At 40.9% G+C, this 19,762-nt stretch carries 18 protein-coding genes and 1 pseudogene; 13 read left to right on the top strand and 6 right to left on the bottom strand.

Annotation, left to right across the window (positions count from 1 at the left end; translation table 11 throughout):
• The first annotated feature begins 10 nt into the window (after window positions 1-10).
• Window positions 11-778 (top strand): serine O-acetyltransferase, encoded by a 768-nt coding sequence (cysE, locus tag IQ276_RS11750; protein ID WP_193918218.1) that lies wholly within the window; start codon window positions 11-13, stop codon window positions 776-778.
• A 54-nt stretch (window positions 779-832) separates the two neighbouring features.
• Complete coding sequence (locus tag IQ276_RS11745) at window positions 833-1,528, top strand: L,D-transpeptidase family protein (RefSeq protein WP_193918220.1); 696 nt, start codon at window positions 833-835, stop codon at window positions 1,526-1,528.
• Window positions 1,529-1,590: 62 nt separating this feature from the next.
• On the opposite strand, the gene IQ276_RS11740 is transcribed toward IQ276_RS11745, so the two are convergent.
• Window positions 1,591-2,175, bottom strand: coding sequence for an Npun_F5749 family FMN-dependent PPOX-type flavoprotein (locus tag IQ276_RS11740; protein WP_193918222.1), 585 nt, complete (start codon window positions 2,173-2,175; stop codon window positions 1,591-1,593).
• Between the two features lie 416 nt (window positions 2,176-2,591).
• Between IQ276_RS11740 and psbA the strand changes: the two genes are divergently transcribed.
• The 10 genes and pseudogenes from psbA to cofG all read left to right on the top strand — a co-directional run bounded on the left by psbA (window position 2,592) and on the right by cofG (window position 13,207).
• Window positions 2,592-3,674 carry a photosystem II q(b) protein gene (psbA, locus tag IQ276_RS11735; protein ID WP_193920531.1) on the top strand — a complete coding sequence of 361 codons (1,083 nt, stop codon included), beginning with the start codon at window positions 2,592-2,594 and terminating at the stop codon, window positions 3,672-3,674.
• A 136-nt stretch (window positions 3,675-3,810) separates the two neighbouring features.
• The gene (gene aroC / locus IQ276_RS11730; protein ID WP_193917453.1) at window positions 3,811-4,899 is read left to right on the top strand and encodes a chorismate synthase; all 1,089 of its coding nucleotides are present in this window, start codon (window positions 3,811-3,813) and stop codon (window positions 4,897-4,899) included.
• A gap of 126 nt (window positions 4,900-5,025) precedes the next feature.
• Window positions 5,026-6,849 (top strand): tetratricopeptide repeat protein, encoded by a 1,824-nt coding sequence (locus IQ276_RS11725; RefSeq protein ID WP_193917456.1) that lies wholly within the window; start codon window positions 5,026-5,028, stop codon window positions 6,847-6,849.
• Window positions 6,846-7,601, top strand: a pseudogene (locus tag IQ276_RS11720) (hypothetical protein). Before IQ276_RS11725 ends, IQ276_RS11720 begins: the two are co-directional and overlap by 4 nt.
• A 276-nt stretch (window positions 7,602-7,877) precedes the next feature.
• Complete coding sequence (locus IQ276_RS11715) at window positions 7,878-8,132, top strand: SemiSWEET transporter (protein ID WP_190880273.1); 255 nt, start codon at window positions 7,878-7,880, stop codon at window positions 8,130-8,132.
• A 21-nt stretch (window positions 8,133-8,153) separates the two neighbouring features.
• The gene (locus IQ276_RS11710) at window positions 8,154-9,824 is read left to right on the top strand and encodes a B12-binding domain-containing radical SAM protein (protein ID WP_193917458.1); all 1,671 of its coding nucleotides are present in this window, start codon (window positions 8,154-8,156) and stop codon (window positions 9,822-9,824) included.
• A 75-nt stretch (window positions 9,825-9,899) separates the two neighbouring features.
• Entirely contained in the window at window positions 9,900-10,088 is a 189-nt protein-coding gene (locus tag IQ276_RS11705; protein ID WP_073644100.1) for a CPXCG motif-containing cysteine-rich protein, read from the top strand.
• A 19-nt stretch (window positions 10,089-10,107) separates the two neighbouring features.
• Window positions 10,108-10,560: an SRPBCC family protein gene (locus tag IQ276_RS11700; RefSeq protein ID WP_190880269.1), complete on the top strand. Its 453-nt coding sequence runs from the start codon at window positions 10,108-10,110 to the stop codon at window positions 10,558-10,560.
• 394 nt (window positions 10,561-10,954) lie between these two features.
• Complete coding sequence (gene crtW, locus IQ276_RS11695) at window positions 10,955-11,716, top strand: beta-carotene ketolase CrtW (RefSeq protein WP_193917460.1); 762 nt, start codon at window positions 10,955-10,957, stop codon at window positions 11,714-11,716.
• A gap of 528 nt (window positions 11,717-12,244) precedes the next feature.
• The gene (gene cofG, locus IQ276_RS11690; RefSeq protein ID WP_193917463.1) at window positions 12,245-13,207 is read left to right on the top strand and encodes a 7,8-didemethyl-8-hydroxy-5-deazariboflavin synthase subunit CofG; all 963 of its coding nucleotides are present in this window, start codon (window positions 12,245-12,247) and stop codon (window positions 13,205-13,207) included.
• 35 nt (window positions 13,208-13,242) lie between these two features.
• On the opposite strand, the gene IQ276_RS11685 is transcribed toward cofG, so the two are convergent.
• The 5 genes from IQ276_RS11685 to IQ276_RS11665 all read right to left on the bottom strand — a co-directional run bounded on the left by IQ276_RS11685 (window position 13,243) and on the right by IQ276_RS11665 (window position 17,494).
• Complete coding sequence (locus IQ276_RS11685; protein WP_193917464.1) at window positions 13,243-13,539, bottom strand: DUF2288 domain-containing protein; 297 nt, start codon at window positions 13,537-13,539, stop codon at window positions 13,243-13,245.
• A gap of 259 nt (window positions 13,540-13,798) precedes the next feature.
• A complete protein-coding gene (locus IQ276_RS11680) occupies window positions 13,799-14,836 on the bottom strand; it encodes an AI-2E family transporter (protein ID WP_193917466.1) in 1,038 nt (345 codons plus the stop codon).
• 281 nt (window positions 14,837-15,117) lie between these two features.
• On the bottom strand, window positions 15,118-15,756 hold the full coding sequence (locus tag IQ276_RS11675; RefSeq protein WP_193917468.1) for a lysophospholipid acyltransferase family protein: 639 nt from the start codon (window positions 15,754-15,756) through the stop codon (window positions 15,118-15,120).
• A gap of 362 nt (window positions 15,757-16,118) precedes the next feature.
• Complete coding sequence (locus tag IQ276_RS11670) at window positions 16,119-16,661, bottom strand: peroxiredoxin family protein (protein ID WP_193917471.1); 543 nt, start codon at window positions 16,659-16,661, stop codon at window positions 16,119-16,121.
• A gap of 221 nt (window positions 16,662-16,882) precedes the next feature.
• Window positions 16,883-17,494, bottom strand: a complete 612-nt coding sequence (locus IQ276_RS11665) for a peroxiredoxin (RefSeq protein ID WP_073644091.1) — start codon at window positions 17,492-17,494, stop codon at window positions 16,883-16,885.
• Between the two features lie 131 nt (window positions 17,495-17,625).
• Here IQ276_RS11665 and IQ276_RS11660 point away from each other — a divergent pair, with 131 nt between their 5' ends.
• A complete protein-coding gene (locus IQ276_RS11660) occupies window positions 17,626-19,746 on the top strand; it encodes an amylo-alpha-1,6-glucosidase (RefSeq protein ID WP_235115595.1) in 2,121 nt (706 codons plus the stop codon).
• Window positions 19,747-19,762: the final 16 nt, after the last annotated feature.

The raw sequence follows: 19,762 nt of genomic DNA, 5'->3' as shown, positions 1-19,762 counted from the left end.
GTACTATCTCGTGCTATCTACTCTGAGTGCTGACTTTCGTATCATATTTGAACGTGACCCGGCTGCTCGTAACTGGCTGGAAGTTTTATTTTGTTACCCTGGTTTGCAAGCCTTGTTATTGCACAGGCTGGCTCACTGGCTTTATGGTGTTGGTCTTCCCTTTATCCCGCGCCTGATTTCTCACTTAGCTCGGTTTTTGACTGGAATTGAAATTCACCCAGGTGCAACAATTGGGCATGGTGTGTTCATTGACCACGGTATGGGTGTAGTAATTGGTGAAACTGCGATCGTGGGAGACTATGCCCTAATTTATCAAGGTGTCACCCTTGGGGGTACTGGTAAACAATGCGGCAAGCGCCATCCTACATTGGGTGAAAATGTTGTAGTCGGTGCGGGAGCAAAAGTCCTGGGAAATATCCAAATTGGCAATAATGTCCGTATTGGCGCTGGGTCAGTTGTCCTCAGGGATGTACCTTCTGACTGCACTGTGGTAGGAGTACCTGGTCGTATTGTGTATCGTTCTGGAGCTAGAGTTGCCCCATTAGAACACAATAACTTACCAGACTCGGAAGCTGAAGTAATTCGCGCTCTAGTAAATCGGATTGAGTTGCTTGAAGAACAAATACAAAATCTTCAGCGTACCCATTCTTCAAATGGAAAAACTCCTGTATTGGTAGGTTCTGTAGCCTCGAAAGAAGCTGATTTATCACAAAATGCTCCTATGTGTAGCCTTAGAGATAAAGCAATACAACAGTTTCTAGATGGTGCTGGTATTTAAAAAAGTAATCAGCACTTTTGTGTATCTCTGTTTAGCTGCGACAAATCTAATGCAATGACAAAAGAGCCACCTAGCAAAACTCATTTGCTTCGTCAGAAGATACTAATTATTCTTCTAGTGCTGATAAGTGGCTCTTTACTCTATTTGCTATTGGTTCGACTAGGGCTGATGGTTCCGGTGGGGCAAATTTATCAGGTGTTGTGTCTTCAAGATTGTCAACCTGAAATACAACTTCATACTCCTCTAGCTGGAAACCAATTATTGAATTACGACCAATCTCTTGAGCAATTAGTTACTACTGGTAACAACAAGAAAATCTCTCTTTTAATTGAAAAATCTAAACACCGACTAACGGTCTACAATAACTTAAAACCACTCAAGTCTTACCCAGTAGTTTTTGGTAGTAACCCTGTAGGCGACAAACAAGCAGAAGGTGACAGCAAGACTCCTGAAGGTATTCTGCGAATCAAAGACCTTTATCCCCACCCGCAATGGTCGAAGTTTCTGTGGCTTGACTATCCTAATGTTCAATCTTGGCGAAACTATTTTCAAGCTAAAATTACTGGTAAGCTACCTTGGTATATTCCTATTGGAGGGGAACTTGGTATACACGGTGTACCTGTGGGCAGAGATAAGATGATTAGCGATCGCTACAATTGGACTTTGGGTTGTCCTTCTTTAAAAAACAAAGATGTTGATGAACTATATCAATGGGTACAAAAAGGTACAGTTGTTGAAATTCTTCCTTAATTTAGAGCAATTTTAGATAATTAAATGATGGGTACGTTAGCACATCTGCGCGTCTTTAGTGTTCACGGATTAATTTCTTCACAAAACCATTCTTGATTTTCATTGCGGTGATACAATTTTCTATTCTGTGGTTCACCACGCAATTCTAAATGGTCTACCTGCACTGGGTTGAGTAGCAGTAGACAAAAATTAGGTAATGGTTGCACAGGGTCGGGTGCTGGTGGCTCAAAGGCTTCTGCTTCTTTGACTCTAGGTTTACCAGGATGAGGCCAAGCAAACTGTAAACGCGCCGCGTCACTGAGTTCTTGCCAAATAGAAATGCGTGCTGGCTGTAAATCATGGTGAAAATCATCATTACCTACCAGAGTCAAACAGCCAGTAATACGGAATTGTTCTCTTGTATTGGGAAAGTACCAGCAAATTTCTGCCCAAGGTTGTTCCTGTATTTGGTCAGCTTTGGCGCTACGGCTATCGGTGATAAATTTTAGCTGGTTGGTATCTTCTAGAAAGCCGCGAAAGACTAGAGTCCGATTAGCGGGGTGACCGTTCGCCTGTACCGTTGCTAGTTGCAGGTAACGAGCATAAACAAGACTGCGGTTGCGATGTAGGGCATGGGCGATCGCACCTCGCCAAGGAGCAAGAGACATACTAAATATAATTCGTAATTCCTAATTTTTGAAAGTCAGATTAAATCTGGGTTTCCAATTTGTCAAGTATTACTCAGACCCCAGGGTTCAAGATACCTACAAAACAAGCGTTACAAGATTGTTAAGAAAGATGTGGCTAATTGATAGGCTCGTAGGAGAGGCGTAAAATTCGAGCCACTGAACAGGCTGATACTTGTTTGCTTGTGACCCCATGCCATATCCTCATCCCTTCTGCCTCTTCCATAAGACTTTACGCTAACCCTCCAGTTTTTCAGCCTAGTGCAGGTGCATAAATCCTAAGAAAAAAATTTTTCTCAAATTACTTTACAAAACTCAATATTCGATTTAAGATATGTAACAAGGTAGTCAAACCTACCTAATTCATTCGCTAAATAAGCAACCGCATTTATAAAACAATGACAGCAACCATTCAACGCCGCGAAAGCGCCAACGTATGGGAGCGGTTTTGCAACTGGATCACCAGCACCAACAACCGCTTATACATCGGCTGGTTCGGTGTACTCATGATCCCCACCCTGCTAGCTGCTACCGCCTGCTTCGTAATCGCCTTCATCGCAGCACCTCCAGTAGACATCGATGGTATCCGTGAGCCTGTTGCAGGCTCCTTAGTTTACGGAAACAACATCATCTCTGGTGCAGTTGTTCCTTCCTCCAACGCTATCGGTTTGCACTTCTACCCAATTTGGGAAGCAGCATCTCTTGATGAGTGGCTGTACAACGGCGGTCCTTACCAGCTAGTAGTGTTCCACTTCCTGATTGGCGTATTCTGCTACTTAGGTCGTGAGTGGGAACTCTCCTACCGCTTGGGAATGCGTCCTTGGATTTGCCTAGCATTCTCTGCACCTGTTGCTGCTGCAACCGCAGTATTCTTGATTTACCCCATCGGACAAGGTTCATTTAGCGATGGTATGCCCTTGGGTATCTCCGGAACCTTCAACTTCATGATCGTGTTCCAAGCAGAACACAACATCTTGATGCACCCCTTCCACATGTTAGGTGTGGCTGGTGTATTCGGTGGAAGTTTATTCTCCGCAATGCACGGTTCTCTAGTTACCTCTTCCTTGGTTCGTGAGACAACCGAAAGCGAATCTCAAAACTACGGCTACAAGTTCGGTCAAGAAGAAGAAACCTACAACATTGTTGCAGCCCACGGTTACTTCGGTCGCTTGATTTTCCAATACGCTTCTTTCAACAACAGCCGTTCCTTGCACTTCTTCCTAGCTGCATGGCCTGTGATTGGCATCTGGTTCACCGCTTTGGGTGTAAGCACAATGGCTTTCAACTTGAACGGTTTCAACTTCAACCAATCGATCATCGACTCACAAGGTCGCGTCATCAACACCTGGGCTGACATCATCAACCGCGCTAACCTGGGTATGGAAGTAATGCACGAGCGCAATGCTCACAACTTCCCCTTAGACTTGGCAGCAAGTGATGTTGCTCCTGTAGCTCTAACCGCTCCTGCTATCAACGGTTAATTCTCAAGTTTAGCTAAATCAAAAACGCTCTCTGGAAACAGGGAGCGTTTTTGTTTTTGTAGATTTTGGTCAGTCAAAAGTTTCTTTGGCAAAAACTCTGTAGAATACATAAGCCTCACCCTTTTTCCTCAATATCATGGGTAACACTTTTGGTCATCTATTTCGGATCACTACTTTTGGAGAGTCTCACGGCGGTGGTGTAGGAGTCGTGATTGATGGTTGTCCTCCACAACTAGAAATTTCGGCAGAAGAAATTCAAGTAGAACTAGATAGAAGGCGGCCGGGACAAAGTAAAATTACCACACCTCGGAAAGAAGCAGATACCTGCGAGATTTTATCAGGCGTATATGAAGGCAAAACTTTGGGAACACCTATATCAATTTTGGTGCGGAACAAAGACACTCGTCCCCAAGACTACGACGAGATGGCCGAAAAATATCGCCCTTCTCACGCGGATGCAACTTATGATGCAAAATATGGGATTCGCAATTGGCAGGGTGGTGGTAGATCGTCAGCACGTGAGACAATTGGAAGAGTAGCAGCAGGTGCGATCGCTAAAAAAATTCTCCGCCAAGTTGCCAATGTAGAAGTTATCGGTTATGTGAAGCGCATTAAGGATTTGGAAGGTGTGGTTGACCCCAATACTGTTACCTTAGAACAAGTTGAAAGCAACATAGTCCGCTGTCCTGATGCTGAATGCGCTGAACGCATGATTGAATTAATCGAGCAAACTGGCAGACAAGGTGATTCTATTGGCGGTGTAGTAGAATGTGTGGCGCGAAATGTGCCCAAAGGTTTAGGCGAACCAGTATTTGATAAATTGGAAGCTGATATCGCTAAGGGTGTGATGTCTCTCCCTGCAAGTAAAGGCTTTGAAATTGGTTCCGGTTTTGGCGGGACGCTGTTAACGGGAATTGAGCATAACGACGAATTTTATATTGATGAAAATGGCGAAATTCGCACCGTAACAAACCGTTCTGGTGGCATTCAAGGGGGAATTTCCAACGGAGAAAATATTATTTTACGAGTTGCTTTTAAGCCGACAGCAACAATTAGAAAAGAACAAAAAACAGTAACTCGTGAAGGCGAAGAAACACTATTAGCTGCAAAAGGACGACACGATCCTTGTGTGTTACCGCGTGCAGTTCCGATGGTTGAAGCGATGGTGGCGTTGGTATTGTGCGACCATTTACTGCGGCATCACGGTCAGTGTAAGGTGCTGTAGAGTACTCTGTGACTACGAGAAAATTTTTATTTTTCTAGGGTGGGTATCTGACTCGCCCTTTTTTATTAGTGTTGCTATAGTAGCGAATAACACATTTCGTTAAGTGCGATCGCGTCTACTATCAACATGGACAAAGAATCTGAAAATCGGCTCAAACACTTTGCTGCACTAAAATCTAAATACCAAGCTAGTAATTATCAAGATTCATCACCCTTTAGTCTGCTATATCTGATTTTGCGAAAAGTTGACTTAGCAATTGAGCTAACTCAATTAGAGTTTGATTGGTTAAGAGAGCAAGAACTTTTTGAAACTATAGAAAATATTCATCTACAGCAATTTAGCCTTGGAGAAGCCAAAAGGCTAGAAGCTGAATTTTCTCATCTGAAAACTAAGTATAAGGTTGGTAAACCTTGGGAATATTCAGTAGATAGTTTTTTGTATCCGATACTTTGGAAACTGGAATCGGGAAATAATTTGACTGATTCAGAAGTAAAATTATTGCAAGATAATATTTTGACTCAAACAATTGCAATTCTTCAAGACATAAGAAATTTTGTGGCTTTAAAGGAAAAATATCAAGCCACCAGGCATCAAGATTCATACCCTGATAGCCGATTGTATAAAGTCCTAAAAAAACTAGATACGGAAGCAAGTTTAAGTGAATCTGAATATGAGTGGTTGCTAAATCATGAACTTTTTGAAACCATAGAAATATTTGAACACCAAGAGTCTGCAAAACAAGCTAAATTTACAGAACTTAAGGCTAAGTACCAAGCAAGCAAACACCCAGATAAATCTCTAGCTAGTAAGCTATATCAAATACTGGAAAAACTTGATGCAGATAAAAAACTAAATTATGAAGAAATTTACTGGTTAGAACAGCAAGGACTGAAAGAAACAATTGCTATTGCAAAAGAACTCGAACAGAAACGAGAGTTTATTACATTGAAGGTAAAGTATAATGCAAGCCAATATGAAGATTCATCACCTGCTAATTATTTATATCCGCTTCTCAAACGACTTGATACAGAGAATCGCCTCAATGAAGATGATATTAAATTTTTGATAAAATATCAACTGACTGAAACAATTGAAATTGTTGATGAAAAATATGCTTCTAGTCTGAAGCAAAAAATTGAATCAGTAGGAATATTAAGTGATTCAGAACTTGAATGGCTGAACAATCATGGACGTGAAGATATTATTATTTTAGCTCAAGAAAAGCATTTTGCTATCCTCAAGAGGAAATATGGATTGATAGATCCTACTCTCACAATGGAGCCATATTACACAATTATGGTCAAGCTGGAGAAAAAAGAACGTTTAGACCTTATTTTAGTAGCTCAACTAATAGAAAAAAATATGTTGTCTCGTGAGGGCAAGATTGCGATTGCACATTACAGACTAGAAGCAGAGTTTTATGAACAGGAAATTCAGCGTACTGGTCATAAATGGCATATACCTACTGCTAGTAGTTATTGGCGAAAAGCTGAACAACCCGAACAGGCATTAAAAATTACTAATTTGGACTTAGGAAGAATCAAAGAAAGTAATCTAAAATCAGCTATTTTAGTGACTAGAGGTGCAGCATTCAGAGATATGGAAAACTTAGCTGATGCTGAAAGTTGTGCGAGAAAAGCTATGGAATGTCAGCCTAATAGTTATCAACCCTATACTTTAATGGGAGCAATTTATTACGATCGTGGTGACTATGTTGAAGGTGACTATTGGTTTGAACAAGCTATACAACGTGGTGCTAAAACTGAAGATATAGATGATGAACTAAAACGAGTATTCCGAAGTACAAAAGATGAGAATAAACGACATGAAGCCGCAGAATATTTACTCAAAAAAGATTCCAAACGCTACTCTTGGGCTAAGTCTTATCTGAAAAAATCCCAAGATAATAGTAAATCAACTGGGTTGCATCGCCAAAATATCAAGAAATGACCAGATTCATTCATGACCAATTTACCAAAGACTACCTGGAACAATTACTCACCCCATACGGTGAAGTTCAAGCACCCCGGCGAGTCGCAGGAGAAGTTAGACAAATTGACGTTTATTTCATCCCCAAACCACAACCAAGCACTATTTCAGACACACTAGGTTTATTAAGTCAGTTTGCCACTAACCCATCGTTATTTGAGCCTTTTCGTAACACTGCATAGGCTACAGAAATTTGCGATTGTATCTTAAAATTATTAGAGGTACGCGGCGATTTACAACGACAAGCAAATCGAAATAACACTCGCATTCTTGAATCGGATTTACCCAAATTATGGATTTTTACACCCACAGCATCAGCGCAACTCTTATCAGGATTTGGAATTATTGGTAGAGGGAATGTTCAAAAGCAAGCAATTGATGAATTAGAAGCACTGACTCCTGATAATCCTTTCCGCAAAGCGGCGTTAGAATTGCTGTACAACTTGCAACAAAACTTACAAGTTACCCAAAATCAAGACGAAGAAGACAGGGAATTACTTATGCGATTAGCACCACTTTACCAACAAGATCGAGAACAGGCGATACAAGAAGGGGAACGCTTGGTGGTGGAAAATTTGCTCAAGGTTCGCTTTACTGAAATAGATAATCAGCTTCAAGCCATTATTGAACCTTTATTGGCATTACCACCAGAACAGTTTACGCGTTTACTATTGCAGTTATCGCGTGAAGAATTAATTGATAGGTTTCGCTAGTGTCAAACCATTTTGGATTTTGGATTTTGGATTTGTTTCACCCATCAGGGTTAAGCATTAAAAAAAATCTTAGATCGGCTTTTATTCAATCTAAAAGCATTTTAGCTTATCACATATACTTTGATGTCAGGGGAAAAATTTAAATTTTCCCCTTTTAATTTTTTCCAATTTTTACTTGACGGTAGAATGTAAACTCGAAGACATTAATACAGTATGATCAAAATCAATTGTTAAGTTTTTCGACGAATAAACGCTTTATTTTATAGGTTTGCATGAATGGACTTTTTAATGGTTCTAGGATTAGCTGCTGCCACACTAACCACGATCGCCTTTTTACCGCAGATGTTTAAAATTTGGCAAACCAAGTCAGCAAAAGACGTTTCTTTTGTGATGTTGGTTACATTTATCAGCGGTATTTTTTTGTGGTTAATATACGGAATTTATCTCCAAGCATTACCAATTATTCTTGCTAACAGTCTCACATTATTTTTTAATCTGATAATTCTATGGCTTAAAATTAAATATAGATAACTCTGCTCGTAAATAACACCTGTGACATCATCTGTATTTGACTTGGAACGCCTTTTATTTACACCCACTACCCCAGACACCAACGCTATTCCCCTGATATTCGCCTTTCCCAATGAATACAGCGTTGGTATCACTAGCCTTGGCTATCAGGTAGTTTGGGCGACTTTGGCAATGCGTGATGATGTACAGGTAAGCCGCTTATTTACTGATACTCATGAACAACTCCCCAGAAATCCGGAAATTGTCGGATTTTCTATTTCCTGGGAATTGGATTATGTAAATATTCTAAATTTGCTCGAATCTTTAGAAATTCCTATTTGGGCAACTTCTCGTGATGATTCTCATCCGATAATATTTGGTGGTGGTCCAGTTCTCACTGCTAATCCAGAACCATTTGCAGATTTTTTTGATGTCATTCTACTGGGGGATGGCGAAAATTTATTGGGTAATTTGATTGAAGCTTACAAAGAAGTAAGAAATGCTTCAAGACAAACTCAACTACAAAGACTGGCACAAGTACCAGGTATTTACGTTCCGAGTTTATATGAGGTGGAATATGACACAAAAGATGGTGCAGTAAAGTCAATTAAACCAATTTCCGCAGAAATTCCCGCAGTGGTGCAAAAACAAACTTACCGAGGAAATACTTTATCAGCCTCGACTGTAGTTACTGAAAAAGCAGCTTGGGAAAATATTTACATGGTGGAAGTGGTGAGAAGTTGTCCAGAAATGTGCCGTTTTTGTTTGGCAAGTTATCTGACATTACCTTTTAGAACTGCGAGTCTGGAAGATTCATTAATTCCAGCTATTGAAAGAGGTTTACAAGTTACAAATCGTTTGGGATTATTGGGGGCTTCTGTCACTCAACACCCAGAATTTGCAGCGTTACTAGATTATATTAGTCAGCCAAAGTATGATGATGTTCGTCTGAGTATTGCTTCAGTCCGCACCAATACTGTAACAGTCCAGTTAGCAAAAACTTTGGCGCAACGAGACACGCGATCGCTTACCATTGCTGTAGAAAGTGGTTCCGAGAAAATCCGGCAAATTATCAACAAAAAGCTGCATAACGATGAAATTATCCAAGCAGCCATCAATGCCAAGGCTGGTGGACTCACAGGTTTAAAACTCTACGGTATGGCGGGAATTCCCGGTGAACAAGCAGAAGATTTAGAACAAACCGTGGCGATGATGCACAGTATCAAAAAAGCTGCACCGGGATTGCGGTTAACGTTTGGATGTAGCACGTTTGTACCCAAGGCACATACACCGTTTCAATGGTTGGGAGTGAATCGTCAAGCCGAAAAGCGGTTGCAGCTTTTACAAAAACAACTCAAACCAAAGGGGATAGAATTTCGCCCAGAAAGCTATAATTGGTCGATTATACAGGCTTTGTTATCCAGGGGCGATCGCAGACTCTCCCAACTTCTGCAACTAACTCGTAACTTTGGTGATTCCTTGGGTAGCTACAAACGTGCTTTCAAACAACTCAAAGGACAAATCCCCGACTTAGATTTTTACGTCCATGCCGATTGGTCAACAGAGCAAATATTACCCTGGAGTCACTTGCAAGGACCTCTGCCACAGTCTACACTACTAAAGCATTTGGCTGAAGCTAGGAGTTATTTCGACTCAGCCCAAAAGGGGACTGGGGATTGGGGATTAGGCATTAGGGATTGCGTTCCAAATTGAAAAATTACATGATACCTAGTCCCCAGACCCCAGTCTCCAGTCCCCAAGACCTTTGAATTCATACCTGAAAACTTGATGCAAACCACAGCTGAGTATTACTGCGCTTATTGCGGCGAACCAAACTTAACTTTTATTGATTTGAGTGCTGGGGGACAACAATCCTATGTAGAAGATTGTCAAGTTTGCTGTAACCCAAATATTTTGTATGTCCGGGTTGATGAAGAAACTCTGGATATTGAGATTGATACTGAATCTGAAAGTTGAATTTTAGGTTTTTCTTTCCATGCTGCACTTTAAACATTCATCACTAATCAACGCACCAGCAGAAGTAGTTTGGAAATTTCACGAAAGACCAGACATTTTGCAACTGCTGACTCCACCTTGGCAGCCACTCCAAGTAGTCCGTCGTGATGGAGGGCTTGATGTGGGTGCTATCACAGAATTTCGCTTGTTTCTCGGCCCATTACCCTTAACTTGGCTGGCGCGTCATACTGAATACGAAAAATATCGCCTATTCACCGACGAACAGATATCTGGCCCTTTTGAGTCTTGGGTACATCGACATGAATTTGAACCACAAGATGCTGATAAAACTAGGCTGACTGATGCTATTTCCTTTTCAATGCCTGGTGGAGGAACAGTTGAATTTATCAGCGGTTGGTTAGTCCAAGCACAGCTAGAAGCAATGTTTCGCTATCGCCACTATGTAACAAAACGAGAATGCGAGTCACAATAATCAAATCAAAGACATTAGTGATTTGAGGTATTAATTATTACGAGTTGTTTTGCTTATTTACTTAGTCCTCCAAGCAAAAACAGTTTTTCGTATAGGCCTATTTGTGTAATAATAGTTAACGTATCTTAATATTTTTCAATAATTTCAGAGTGCTAGCACTCTCCAGTCCAAAAAACTGACCACTAATAGAATTTTCTGGCTAGTGGTTAGTAGTTTTGTCATGACTATATTTCAATATGGCTCAGTTAACGATTATTCGTGGAGAAATTGGCCTTTGAAGACGCGATAAGAAGACGCGATTTACCGCGTCTCTACATGAGGGTTTTGGGTTTATCTGAACTGTATTGGACTAGATTTTAAGAATTTTTACCTGAATGCTAGGCGGAGTAAAGGCGTGATCCAGTTAGAACAACCACTAAATCATCAAACAAAACTAACCCCATTACTAAAAAATAAATCTACTTTTAGGGGACTTTTCATTGCTATTTTTATTATTAGCGTGTGGCTTATAAGTCTAGTTTTCTTAATTTTAGTTGATATATCCAAATTAAATTTTTGGATATGCATTTTGATCCCTTGGCAAGCATTTTTATATACAGGATTATTTATTACATCTCATGATGCTATGCATGGCTTAGTTTTTCCGCAAAACTCTAAGATTAATCATTTGATTGGCAGGTTGAGCCTATCTCTTTATGCCCTTTTACCATATCAAAAACTCTTGACCAAACATTGGTTACATCACCGGAATCCTGCGAGTCAAATAGATCCAGATTTCCATGATGGGAAACACAAAAGTTTCTGGGCTTGGTATTGTAATTTTATGATAAATTACTGGAGTTGGGGACAAATGATTGCCATAACTTTGAGCTATCAATTTGCTAATCGTATACTCCACATACCCCATGAAAATTTAATTTTATTTTGGGTATTTCCCTCGCTTTTGAGTTCATTACAATTATTTTATTTTGGTACTTTTATACCCCACAGTGAGCCAATAAGGGGTTATGTTCAACCTCATTGTGCCCAAACTATTGACTGTCCAACTTGGTTGTCATTTATTACGTGTTATCATTTTGGCTACCACAAAGAACATCATGAATATCCCCATGTTCCCTGGTGGCAACTACCAGGAATTCACAAAAAGATTAAATAATCCGGGAATAGCCATCAGAGGTTGTACGTTCGCTCATTGTTATACCATTTCACTTGAAAGTTGATAGGACTTACGCAAAAACTCTCTGAAACTCTTATTTCTTTGTGTCCTTTGCGTCCTTTGCGGTTCGTTTTTTCATAATTTTGCGTAAGTCCTGGTTGATACAAATACCTTGGTAGGGGCGCACAGCTGTGCGCCCCTACGGTAAATCTATATGTATCAAGATTTTCTTGAAATGGTATTACAGCAGAATTCAGAAGTCAGAATGGGCTACGTCTCGGTGCGCTAACAGAATTAGAATAGGCTCTATGCATCGTTTTGAAACCTAGAAGCTGTGCTTCAATAAGCTTAAATCTGCTGTATCTAGTGGTGCGTTAGGCTCAAGGAGTAACACACCTTATAATAATTTGATTTTCAGTTGATAAATGGCCTTCTGTAGCGGTTACCGATTACATGAGATAGAGAAATTTGTAGGGGCGCATAGCTATCCGCCCTTACCTTTTACCTCACAAAAGCGAGACATGCAATATGCCAATTAATAATTCTCGCGTTGTTACTTATAGCCCTGCTTATACGATTGTTCCTACTTATGAGTGCTTCAATCGCTGTAGCTACTGCAACTTTCGCACTGAACCAGGTAAAAATCCCTGGATGAATATCTCGGATGCAGAAAGTATTTTAAAACCACTTCAAACTGAAAAAGTTTGTGAAATTCTTATTCTTAGTGGTGAAGTTCATCCCCATTCACCAAAGCGTCAGGAGTGGTTTAGTCGGATTTATGATTTGTGTGAATTAGCACTTTCAATGGGGTTTCTACCTCACACCAATGCAGGTCCATTGAGTTTTGCAGAGATGCAAAAGCTCAAGCGTGTAAATGTTTCGATGGGGCTGATGTTGGAACAGTTAACGCCGACATTGTTAAATACTGTACATCGACATGCACCGAGCAAATTACCAGAAGTAAGGCTGCAACAATTAGAATGGGCTGGAGAGTTGCAGATTCCTTTTACAACAGGATTACTTTTAGGAATTGGTGAAACTGCTGATGATTGGTGGGAAACATTAGCAGCAATATCTGAATTTCATCAGCGTTACCATCATATCCAAGAAGTAATTTTGCAACCTCATAGTCCAGGAAATCAGCAGAGTTTTAATGCACCGCCTTTTAACCCCCATGAATTGCCAGAAGTCATTGCTAAAGCACGTGAAATTCTACCAGCAGATATTACAATTCAAATTCCGCCGAATTTAGTTAAGGATGACCAATGGTTAGTTGCTTGTATCGAAGCTGGTGCGCGAGATTTAGGCGGGATTAGCCCAAAAGATGAAGTTAATCCTGATTATCCTCATCTTCAGGAGCAGCTATTGAGACAAATTTTACAGCCTGCGGGGTGGGAGTTAATTGAGCGTTTACCAGTTTATCCGCAATTTGACTACTGGTTATCGGAGGAGTTGCAAACGCCAGTGAGATGGTGGCGAAATACTTTATGAATACCTTTTGAGGTAGGAAAAAGAAACTATCTTCGTTAGGCTGCGATGATTTCTTGGACTAAAACGTAAGGTTGGACGATGAGAGTATTAAATCGCTTGGTGGCATCGGTATTCCATTCTCCCAACTGTGCTGTGGTGGGTTTGGTAATCAATTGTTCATCAATCCATTGTTGCACTGATGGAGTATTATCATTTGCGATCGCTACTCCAACATCCACTAAGCTTAACTCAAGCGCCACTAAAATTACTGCATCTCGCTGCACATGAGGAATTAGCCACTCCCACTCTGCCTCATCCACAGTTTCTGTTAATTCTGCTCTTAAATCCGACATTATTCCTCAATTTCTATTTTTAGATAACCATTTTTATATTATTCACTAGTTCGTAGTTTATGACAAATGACCGAATTTTAGATTTTAGATTTTGGATTAAAAATTCAAACTCTAAAAATCTCTATTCGCGTAATGTCTAGTAGAGAAGCCACCAAATTTATTTATGGAACAAATCAAAAATATACAATTTTTTACTCAAGCGAGGAAGAAGGTATGGGGTCAATCTAAAATCCAAAATCTAAAATCTAAAATTGTTTGACTAAGCTTCAGATTTCATTTCCTCAATCTCAAACAAAGACACAATTACTCCTGCTATGGGAATAGATATAAAAACACCCAATAATCCTGCTACTCTAGCGCCTACTAGCAACGCAAAGAATACCACTACAGGATTGAGATTTAGCGCACCTTGCATAATTCTTGGTGCAATCAAGTTGTCTTGTATCTGCTGAAGCACAATGCAAGTTATCAATACTTTCAATGCCAACCAAAAGCCTTGAGATAATACAACTAAAGTTATAATGCTGATTCCTAATGTTGCGCCTATGCCAGGAATAATATCAACAATCCCAACGATTACTGATAATAATAAGGCAAAAGGTACTTGTAATATTAAGAAAACTAAGAAAGTCGTACTCGTCAGGAATAAACTTAATAAAAACTGACCTCGAAAAAATCCGAGAAAGGCGCGTCTGATGACCTTAGTAAATCTGTCACGGCGTTGTTTTGGTACTATTTTTAATATAAAGTTCCATAGCTTTTCTCCGTCTAACAACATGAAAAAAGCTACAACTGCAATCAAGGTAAAAGTGACGAAATTTGTCAAAAAACTTTGTAATATAGCTAGACTAGTGACAATACTTGAAATAGCTTGATTTCGCAATTGTTCTTGAACAAAACTTAAATCTATCTGAAGATTACGGCTGCGGAAAAATTCTTCTAATTGGTCTAATAGGGGTAATAAAGAATTTAAAAATCCAGTTATAGTATCAATTAATTGTTGTCCTTGGGATAAAACCGTTAAACCTACCGTAATTATCAAACCCCCAATAATTACAATACTGAGTAAGAAAACTACACCAACTGCTACGCCGTGGGGCAAAAAATGCCGCAGCCATTCTACAGGATAGCTGAGCAAAAAAGCCAAAATCGCGGCGAATGTGAAAATAACGATGACTGCTTCAAAGTAAGCTAAAAGTTGTACAATTGCCCATCCTGAAGCAACTAAGAGCAAAAAGCGGACTAACGCCAGATTATTTAATCGTTGCCATAAGTTTTTGGCTTCAAAGCCGCTCATATTAATTTTGGATTTTGGATTTTGGATTTTGGATTATAAAGTCGGCGTTGTTGAATTGTGGTATGAATCAAGATGTAGAGACGTTGCATTGCAACGTCTCTACAAGGATTTTGATATGATGCACAATCGTTTTCATACATGAAATCAGCAACGCCATAAAGTCTTTAGAAAAAACTGTTACTAGAATTTCAAATGAGACTACTGAAACTATTGAATTTAAGGTTAGAGAAATGTAATAGCGATCGCCACCCCCCTAAAGTATATATTTGGACTTCTCAAACTCATCGTCCTAAATCATGCATTTGATTAATCACAGCGGTACACTTTTGTGCCAACGCCTCCAATTCTTCTTTATTGCTGGAACTGGGAGCATCAATTAAGTTACCAATTCTGACTGTCACGGGAACGGCGTGGGGTATTTTCGAGCCTTTTTCTAAAATCGCCTCGGTACCCCAAACACTTACTGGCAATATTGGGGCTTTGGCTTTCGCTGCTAACAGTAGTGCGCCTCTTTTGGGGTCTGTAATTCGACCATCTGGTGTGCGAGTACCTTGCAAGAAAACACCGACAGCCCAACCGTTATTCAGGTATTCTAAGGCTGAACGGATGGCATTGCGATCGGCACTTCCTCGACTCACTGGGTAAGCACCATACAATTTAATCGCTTGCGCCAAAATTGGGATATTAAATAATTCTTCTTTAGCCATGTACGCTACTGGACGGCGTACACAATTAGAGACAATTGGCGGATCAAAATAACTGGCGTGATTACTTACCACCACCAATGGCCCTGAATGAGGGACATTTTCCGCGCCATAAATTTTACCCCGAAAGTAAGTGTGAAGCATGGGGCTGACGACTGACCATTTAAAGGCGTGGTAAAGTGCCAGACTAATAAACGGTTCGCGGTTTTGGTCCACAGAAGATCATGCCAATTAGACTGACATTTAGCATAAGCGATCGCAATGCCTAAGGCAAACGAATCAGGAGGGGAGTAAGGAATGGGGAGTGGGGAGTGGTATAGCTGCTGAGTTACTGAAAAGCGCTGTATATGTGGTCTGGGTGATTAGCGATCGCTAAAATCAAAACCAAGGGTATTAGAGTATACAGTTTAACACAATTCATTACTCAAAGTCATAATTGTTGCGATCGCTCATCAAATCACCAAAGAAAAACAACCAAAAAAATAGATTTTAAATTCGCCATTTCCAGCGATAACTTAATTTATAATTGAGTCACCTTTCATCTGTTTGGGTTAAATGGCAAAACATCAATTATTTTTTTAATCATCGATGAATTGTTCTAACAATGTCTCAACACTAGCATTGTGATCCAGGAAAGAAAATAAATGTAAATACTGGAGTTTACCTTGTTTATCTAATACAAACTGGGCTGGTAAAGGCGCTCCCAAAGCTTGTCCTACATTATAGGTACGAAACACTCGACAACTAGGATCGCTAAGTAACGGCATTTGTAAGCCTAAATCTCTCACAACTATTTGACTCTGCCGTTCATCAGTACTAGTAACCATTAAAACTTCTATACCACGATTTTTAAATTCTTCGTAATTTTCATTCAAAGCTTTGATGTGGGGAAAACAAAAAGGGCAATATTGCTTTTCAGTAAAGATGCGAGTAAAGGCAAGTAACACTGGTTGTTTACCTTTATAATCAGACAGTTTTACTAAAGTACCGTTGGTGATATCTGGCAACTGGAAATCTGGTGTTCCTACCCCTAATCTAAGTTGATTTGTAGCCGGAACGGGTAAAAAGTTACGAAAGAATCGCTCATTTAATAAGCCGGTAAAATCAGTTGAAGTCAGCATATTTTTTAGATCATTTAAAATAATCGGGTATTGGGCATTGGGCATTGGGCATTGGGCATGAGTCAATAATCAATAGTTTTTCTTCCCCTGCTTCCCCTGCTCCCCCTGCTTCCATGCCCCATGCCCCATGCCCCATTCCCTTTTGATGAAAAAACCACAGATAGATTCTTTGTTTATCTGTGGTTATTGTTGATTACCGAATTAACTCCAGTAAATCTAATCTAGACAGCAGAGAAGTAAACTTTGGACTTCACTGGGTCAGGATTCATTGTTTTGTCACCAGGTTGCCAACCAGCTGGGCACACTTCGTCTGGGTGAGATTGAACATACTGAATTGCTTGTAATGTCCGTAGGGTTTCATCAACGCTACGACCAAAAGCTAAGTTGTTAATTGTGGCGTGCTGTATGATACCATCTTTGTCGATGATGAACAGACCACGCAAGGCAATGCCTGCTGCTGGGTCAAGCACGTTGTAAGCAGCGCTAATCTCTTTCTTGATGTCGGAGACTAGAGGATAATTCAGGTCGCCAACGCCACCAGACTTACGATCGGTTTGAATCCAAGCGAGGTGCGAGAATTCACTATCAACGGAAGCCCCAAGGATTTCCGTATTAATTTTCTTGAATTCTTCGTAGCGATCGCTAAATGCTGTAATTTCAGTAGGACAAACAAAGGTAAAGTCTAGGGGGTAGAAAAACAGGACGACGTACTTACCGCGATAATCGGAAAGTTTGATTGTCTTAAATTCCTGGTCTACCACAGCGGTTGCTGTGAAATCGGGAGCTTGCTGACCAACGCGGAGGCTTCCTTCTGTTCCGTAAGTTAGGGACATTAACTCAATTCTCCTTTATCGGTTTAGTAGCGTTGGAATTTGGGTCAGGTAAAACTCACCCATCCACGCTCTCACAGTTTGATTACGATCTGTTACGACTATATCATACTCATAACGATTTTGAGTAGCAAATGTCTGATTTAGATACAAGAGAATGGTTGCTTACCAATGGTCTAGGAAGTTTTGCCAGTGGCACGGTTTCTGACATCCGCACACGCACTTATCACGGTTGGTTATTTGCTGCTACAAACCCCCCTTCTGAGCGTACCTTGTTGTTATCACACCTGGAAGCTAGCTTGGAAGTATTAGGGAATGTTGTGGCGCTGGGGACAAATATTTGGGGTAACGGTCGGATAGAGCGATCGGGCTACGAACTGTTGCGCTCTTTTGATATTAACCCAGTTCCAAAATGGATTTGGGGTCAAGATAACTGGCAATTAACTAGACAATTGGTGATGCCTTATGGTTGGGAAGGGAGTAGGGAGTGGGGAGTGGGGAGCAGAGGGGAAAGAGGTAATTTTTCATTCTCCCCCGTACCCAATGCCCCTAACCAATTGTCTCATCGGATTTTAATTCAGTATCGCTATGAGGGAAGCGAACAAGCTATTTTACGGCTGCGACTTCTGATAGCAGAACGTAACTTTCATCATCAACAGACTTTTAGCCCAGAATTACAGTTCTCCCAATTGCTTGGGCAACAGCAAGTCTGCCTCCAAGCAAGAAAATCTGAGCATTATGGTATACCTTGGCATCTGCGTTGGACACAAGGCAATTATCAACCAGATGCAGTTTGGTATTGGAATTATCGATTCTTGGAGGAGACAAAACGGGGATTAGGTGACAAGGAAGACCTCCACAGTCCTGGTTACTTAACAGTTACACTCCAACCAGGAGATGCGGTGACTCTAGAAGCACGAGAAGGTCTTCCCAATTCTGTGCTAGGCGTTCTTACCGCCAAAACCTTTGCAGAAGCCGTGGAAGCAGAGCAACAAAGGCTCTCGCAGATTTTTGGATGGAGTGAGGGAGGGACTGGGGACTGGGGACTAGGGACTAGGAAAGAGTTGTCCAATCTCTACTCCCCACTCCCCACTCCCCACTCCCTAATCAGGCAACAACTACTCAAAGCCAGCGATCGCTTTATCGTCTATCGAGCCTCAATAGCAGGTCCGACGGTGATTGCTGGTTATCACTGGTTTAATGACTGGGCGCGGGATACATTAATTGCCTTACCAGGATTGACGCTAGTTCCCCAGCGCTTTGACTTAGCAAAAGGACTATTGCGAGCTTTTGGGCATTACTGTCGCCACGGTTTGATTCCTAATGCCTTTCCTGATGTCGATAGTGAACCGTTTTATAACAGTATCGATGCACCCCTTTGGTGGATTGAAACTTTAGGACTTTATTTGGAAGCTACACAAGACTGGCAGTTTTTGGCAGAGCAGTTTCCTGTAGTGCAGCAAATTCATAAAGCTTTTGTCGGTGGTACACGCTATAATATCCAGGCTGATGCTACCGATGGACTCATTGGTTGGGATGCTCGCGGTGTAGCCCTGACTTGGATGGATGTGGTAATTGGGGGACATCCTGTTACTCCTCGTCGTGGCAAACCAGTGGAAATCAATGCGCTGTGGTATTCGGCTTTATGTTGGCTAAGTCAGTGGGCAAAACGGTTGAGCCAACTTGAATTTGGTGAACCAGTGCGTCTTAGTAAACAAGCGCAGCGTTATGCTCAGCAAGCACAACAGGTAAAAAATTCCCTGCAAAAGTTTTGGAATCCTCAGCTAGGTTATCTCTACGATGTTATTGAGCCGGACGATCGCCGAAATTTTCAAATTCGTCCCAATGCTGTTTTGGCGCTGTCGCTGCACCATTGTGGGTTTTCTGAACAGCAAGGGTGTCAGATACTAGATTTGGCAACTTCCAGCTTGCTGACTCCCTACGGGCTTCGCAGTCTCGATCCAGGAGATCCTGAATACAAAGGGAGATATGAGGGCAACCAAGAGCAACGCGATCGCGCTTATCACCAAGGCAGTGTTTGGGTTTGGTTAATTGGCCCTTATATTCGCGCTTGGCAACGTTTTTATCCACAACAAACGCTGCCTTTTGATTGGCAACCCCTGATAGATCACTTTTTATTTGCTGCTTGTATTGGTTCCATTTCTGAGATTTTTGATGGCGATCCACCTCATACACCCAGAGGAGCGATCGCTCAAGCTTGGTCAATTGCCGAAGTCATCCGCCATATTAAATAGTGGTGAGTGGTGCATT

Origin of the sequence: Desmonostoc muscorum LEGE 12446 (assembly GCF_015207005.2) — a bacterium.
Lineage (GTDB): Bacteria > Cyanobacteriota > Cyanobacteriia > Cyanobacteriales > Nostocaceae > Nostoc > Nostoc muscorum.
The sequence above is the reverse complement of the archived record's forward strand: the minus strand, read 5'-3'. Positions and strand labels throughout refer to the sequence as shown.

Excerpts from the sequence above, each read along its gene's own strand:
- cofG (WP_193917463.1), top strand. The coding sequence starts at position 12,245 with ATGCCAATTAATAATTCTCGCGTTGTTACTTATAGCCCTGCTTATACG.
- IQ276_RS11700 (WP_190880269.1), top strand. The coding sequence starts at position 10,108 with ATGCTGCACTTTAAACATTCATCACTAATCAACGCACCAGCAGAAGTA.
- IQ276_RS11680 (WP_193917466.1), bottom strand. The coding sequence starts at position 14,836 with ATGAGCGGCTTTGAAGCCAAAAACTTATGGCAACGATTAAATAATCTG.
- IQ276_RS11715 (WP_190880273.1), top strand. The coding sequence starts at position 7,878 with ATGGACTTTTTAATGGTTCTAGGATTAGCTGCTGCCACACTAACCACG.
- IQ276_RS11660 (WP_235115595.1), top strand. The coding sequence starts at position 17,626 with ATGTCTGATTTAGATACAAGAGAATGGTTGCTTACCAATGGTCTAGGA.
- IQ276_RS11670 (WP_193917471.1), bottom strand. The coding sequence starts at position 16,661 with ATGCTGACTTCAACTGATTTTACCGGCTTATTAAATGAGCGATTCTTT.
- aroC (WP_193917453.1), top strand. The coding sequence starts at position 3,811 with ATGGGTAACACTTTTGGTCATCTATTTCGGATCACTACTTTTGGAGAG.
- IQ276_RS11740 (WP_193918222.1), bottom strand. The coding sequence starts at position 2,175 with ATGTCTCTTGCTCCTTGGCGAGGTGCGATCGCCCATGCCCTACATCGC.
- IQ276_RS11725 (WP_193917456.1), top strand. The coding sequence starts at position 5,026 with ATGGACAAAGAATCTGAAAATCGGCTCAAACACTTTGCTGCACTAAAA.
- IQ276_RS11705 (WP_073644100.1), top strand. The coding sequence starts at position 9,900 with ATGCAAACCACAGCTGAGTATTACTGCGCTTATTGCGGCGAACCAAAC.
- IQ276_RS11745 (WP_193918220.1), top strand. The coding sequence starts at position 833 with ATGACAAAAGAGCCACCTAGCAAAACTCATTTGCTTCGTCAGAAGATA.
- psbA (WP_193920531.1), top strand. The coding sequence starts at position 2,592 with ATGACAGCAACCATTCAACGCCGCGAAAGCGCCAACGTATGGGAGCGG.
- IQ276_RS11665 (WP_073644091.1), bottom strand. The coding sequence starts at position 17,494 with ATGTCCCTAACTTACGGAACAGAAGGAAGCCTCCGCGTTGGTCAGCAA.
- IQ276_RS11685 (WP_193917464.1), bottom strand. The coding sequence starts at position 13,539 with ATGTCGGATTTAAGAGCAGAATTAACAGAAACTGTGGATGAGGCAGAG.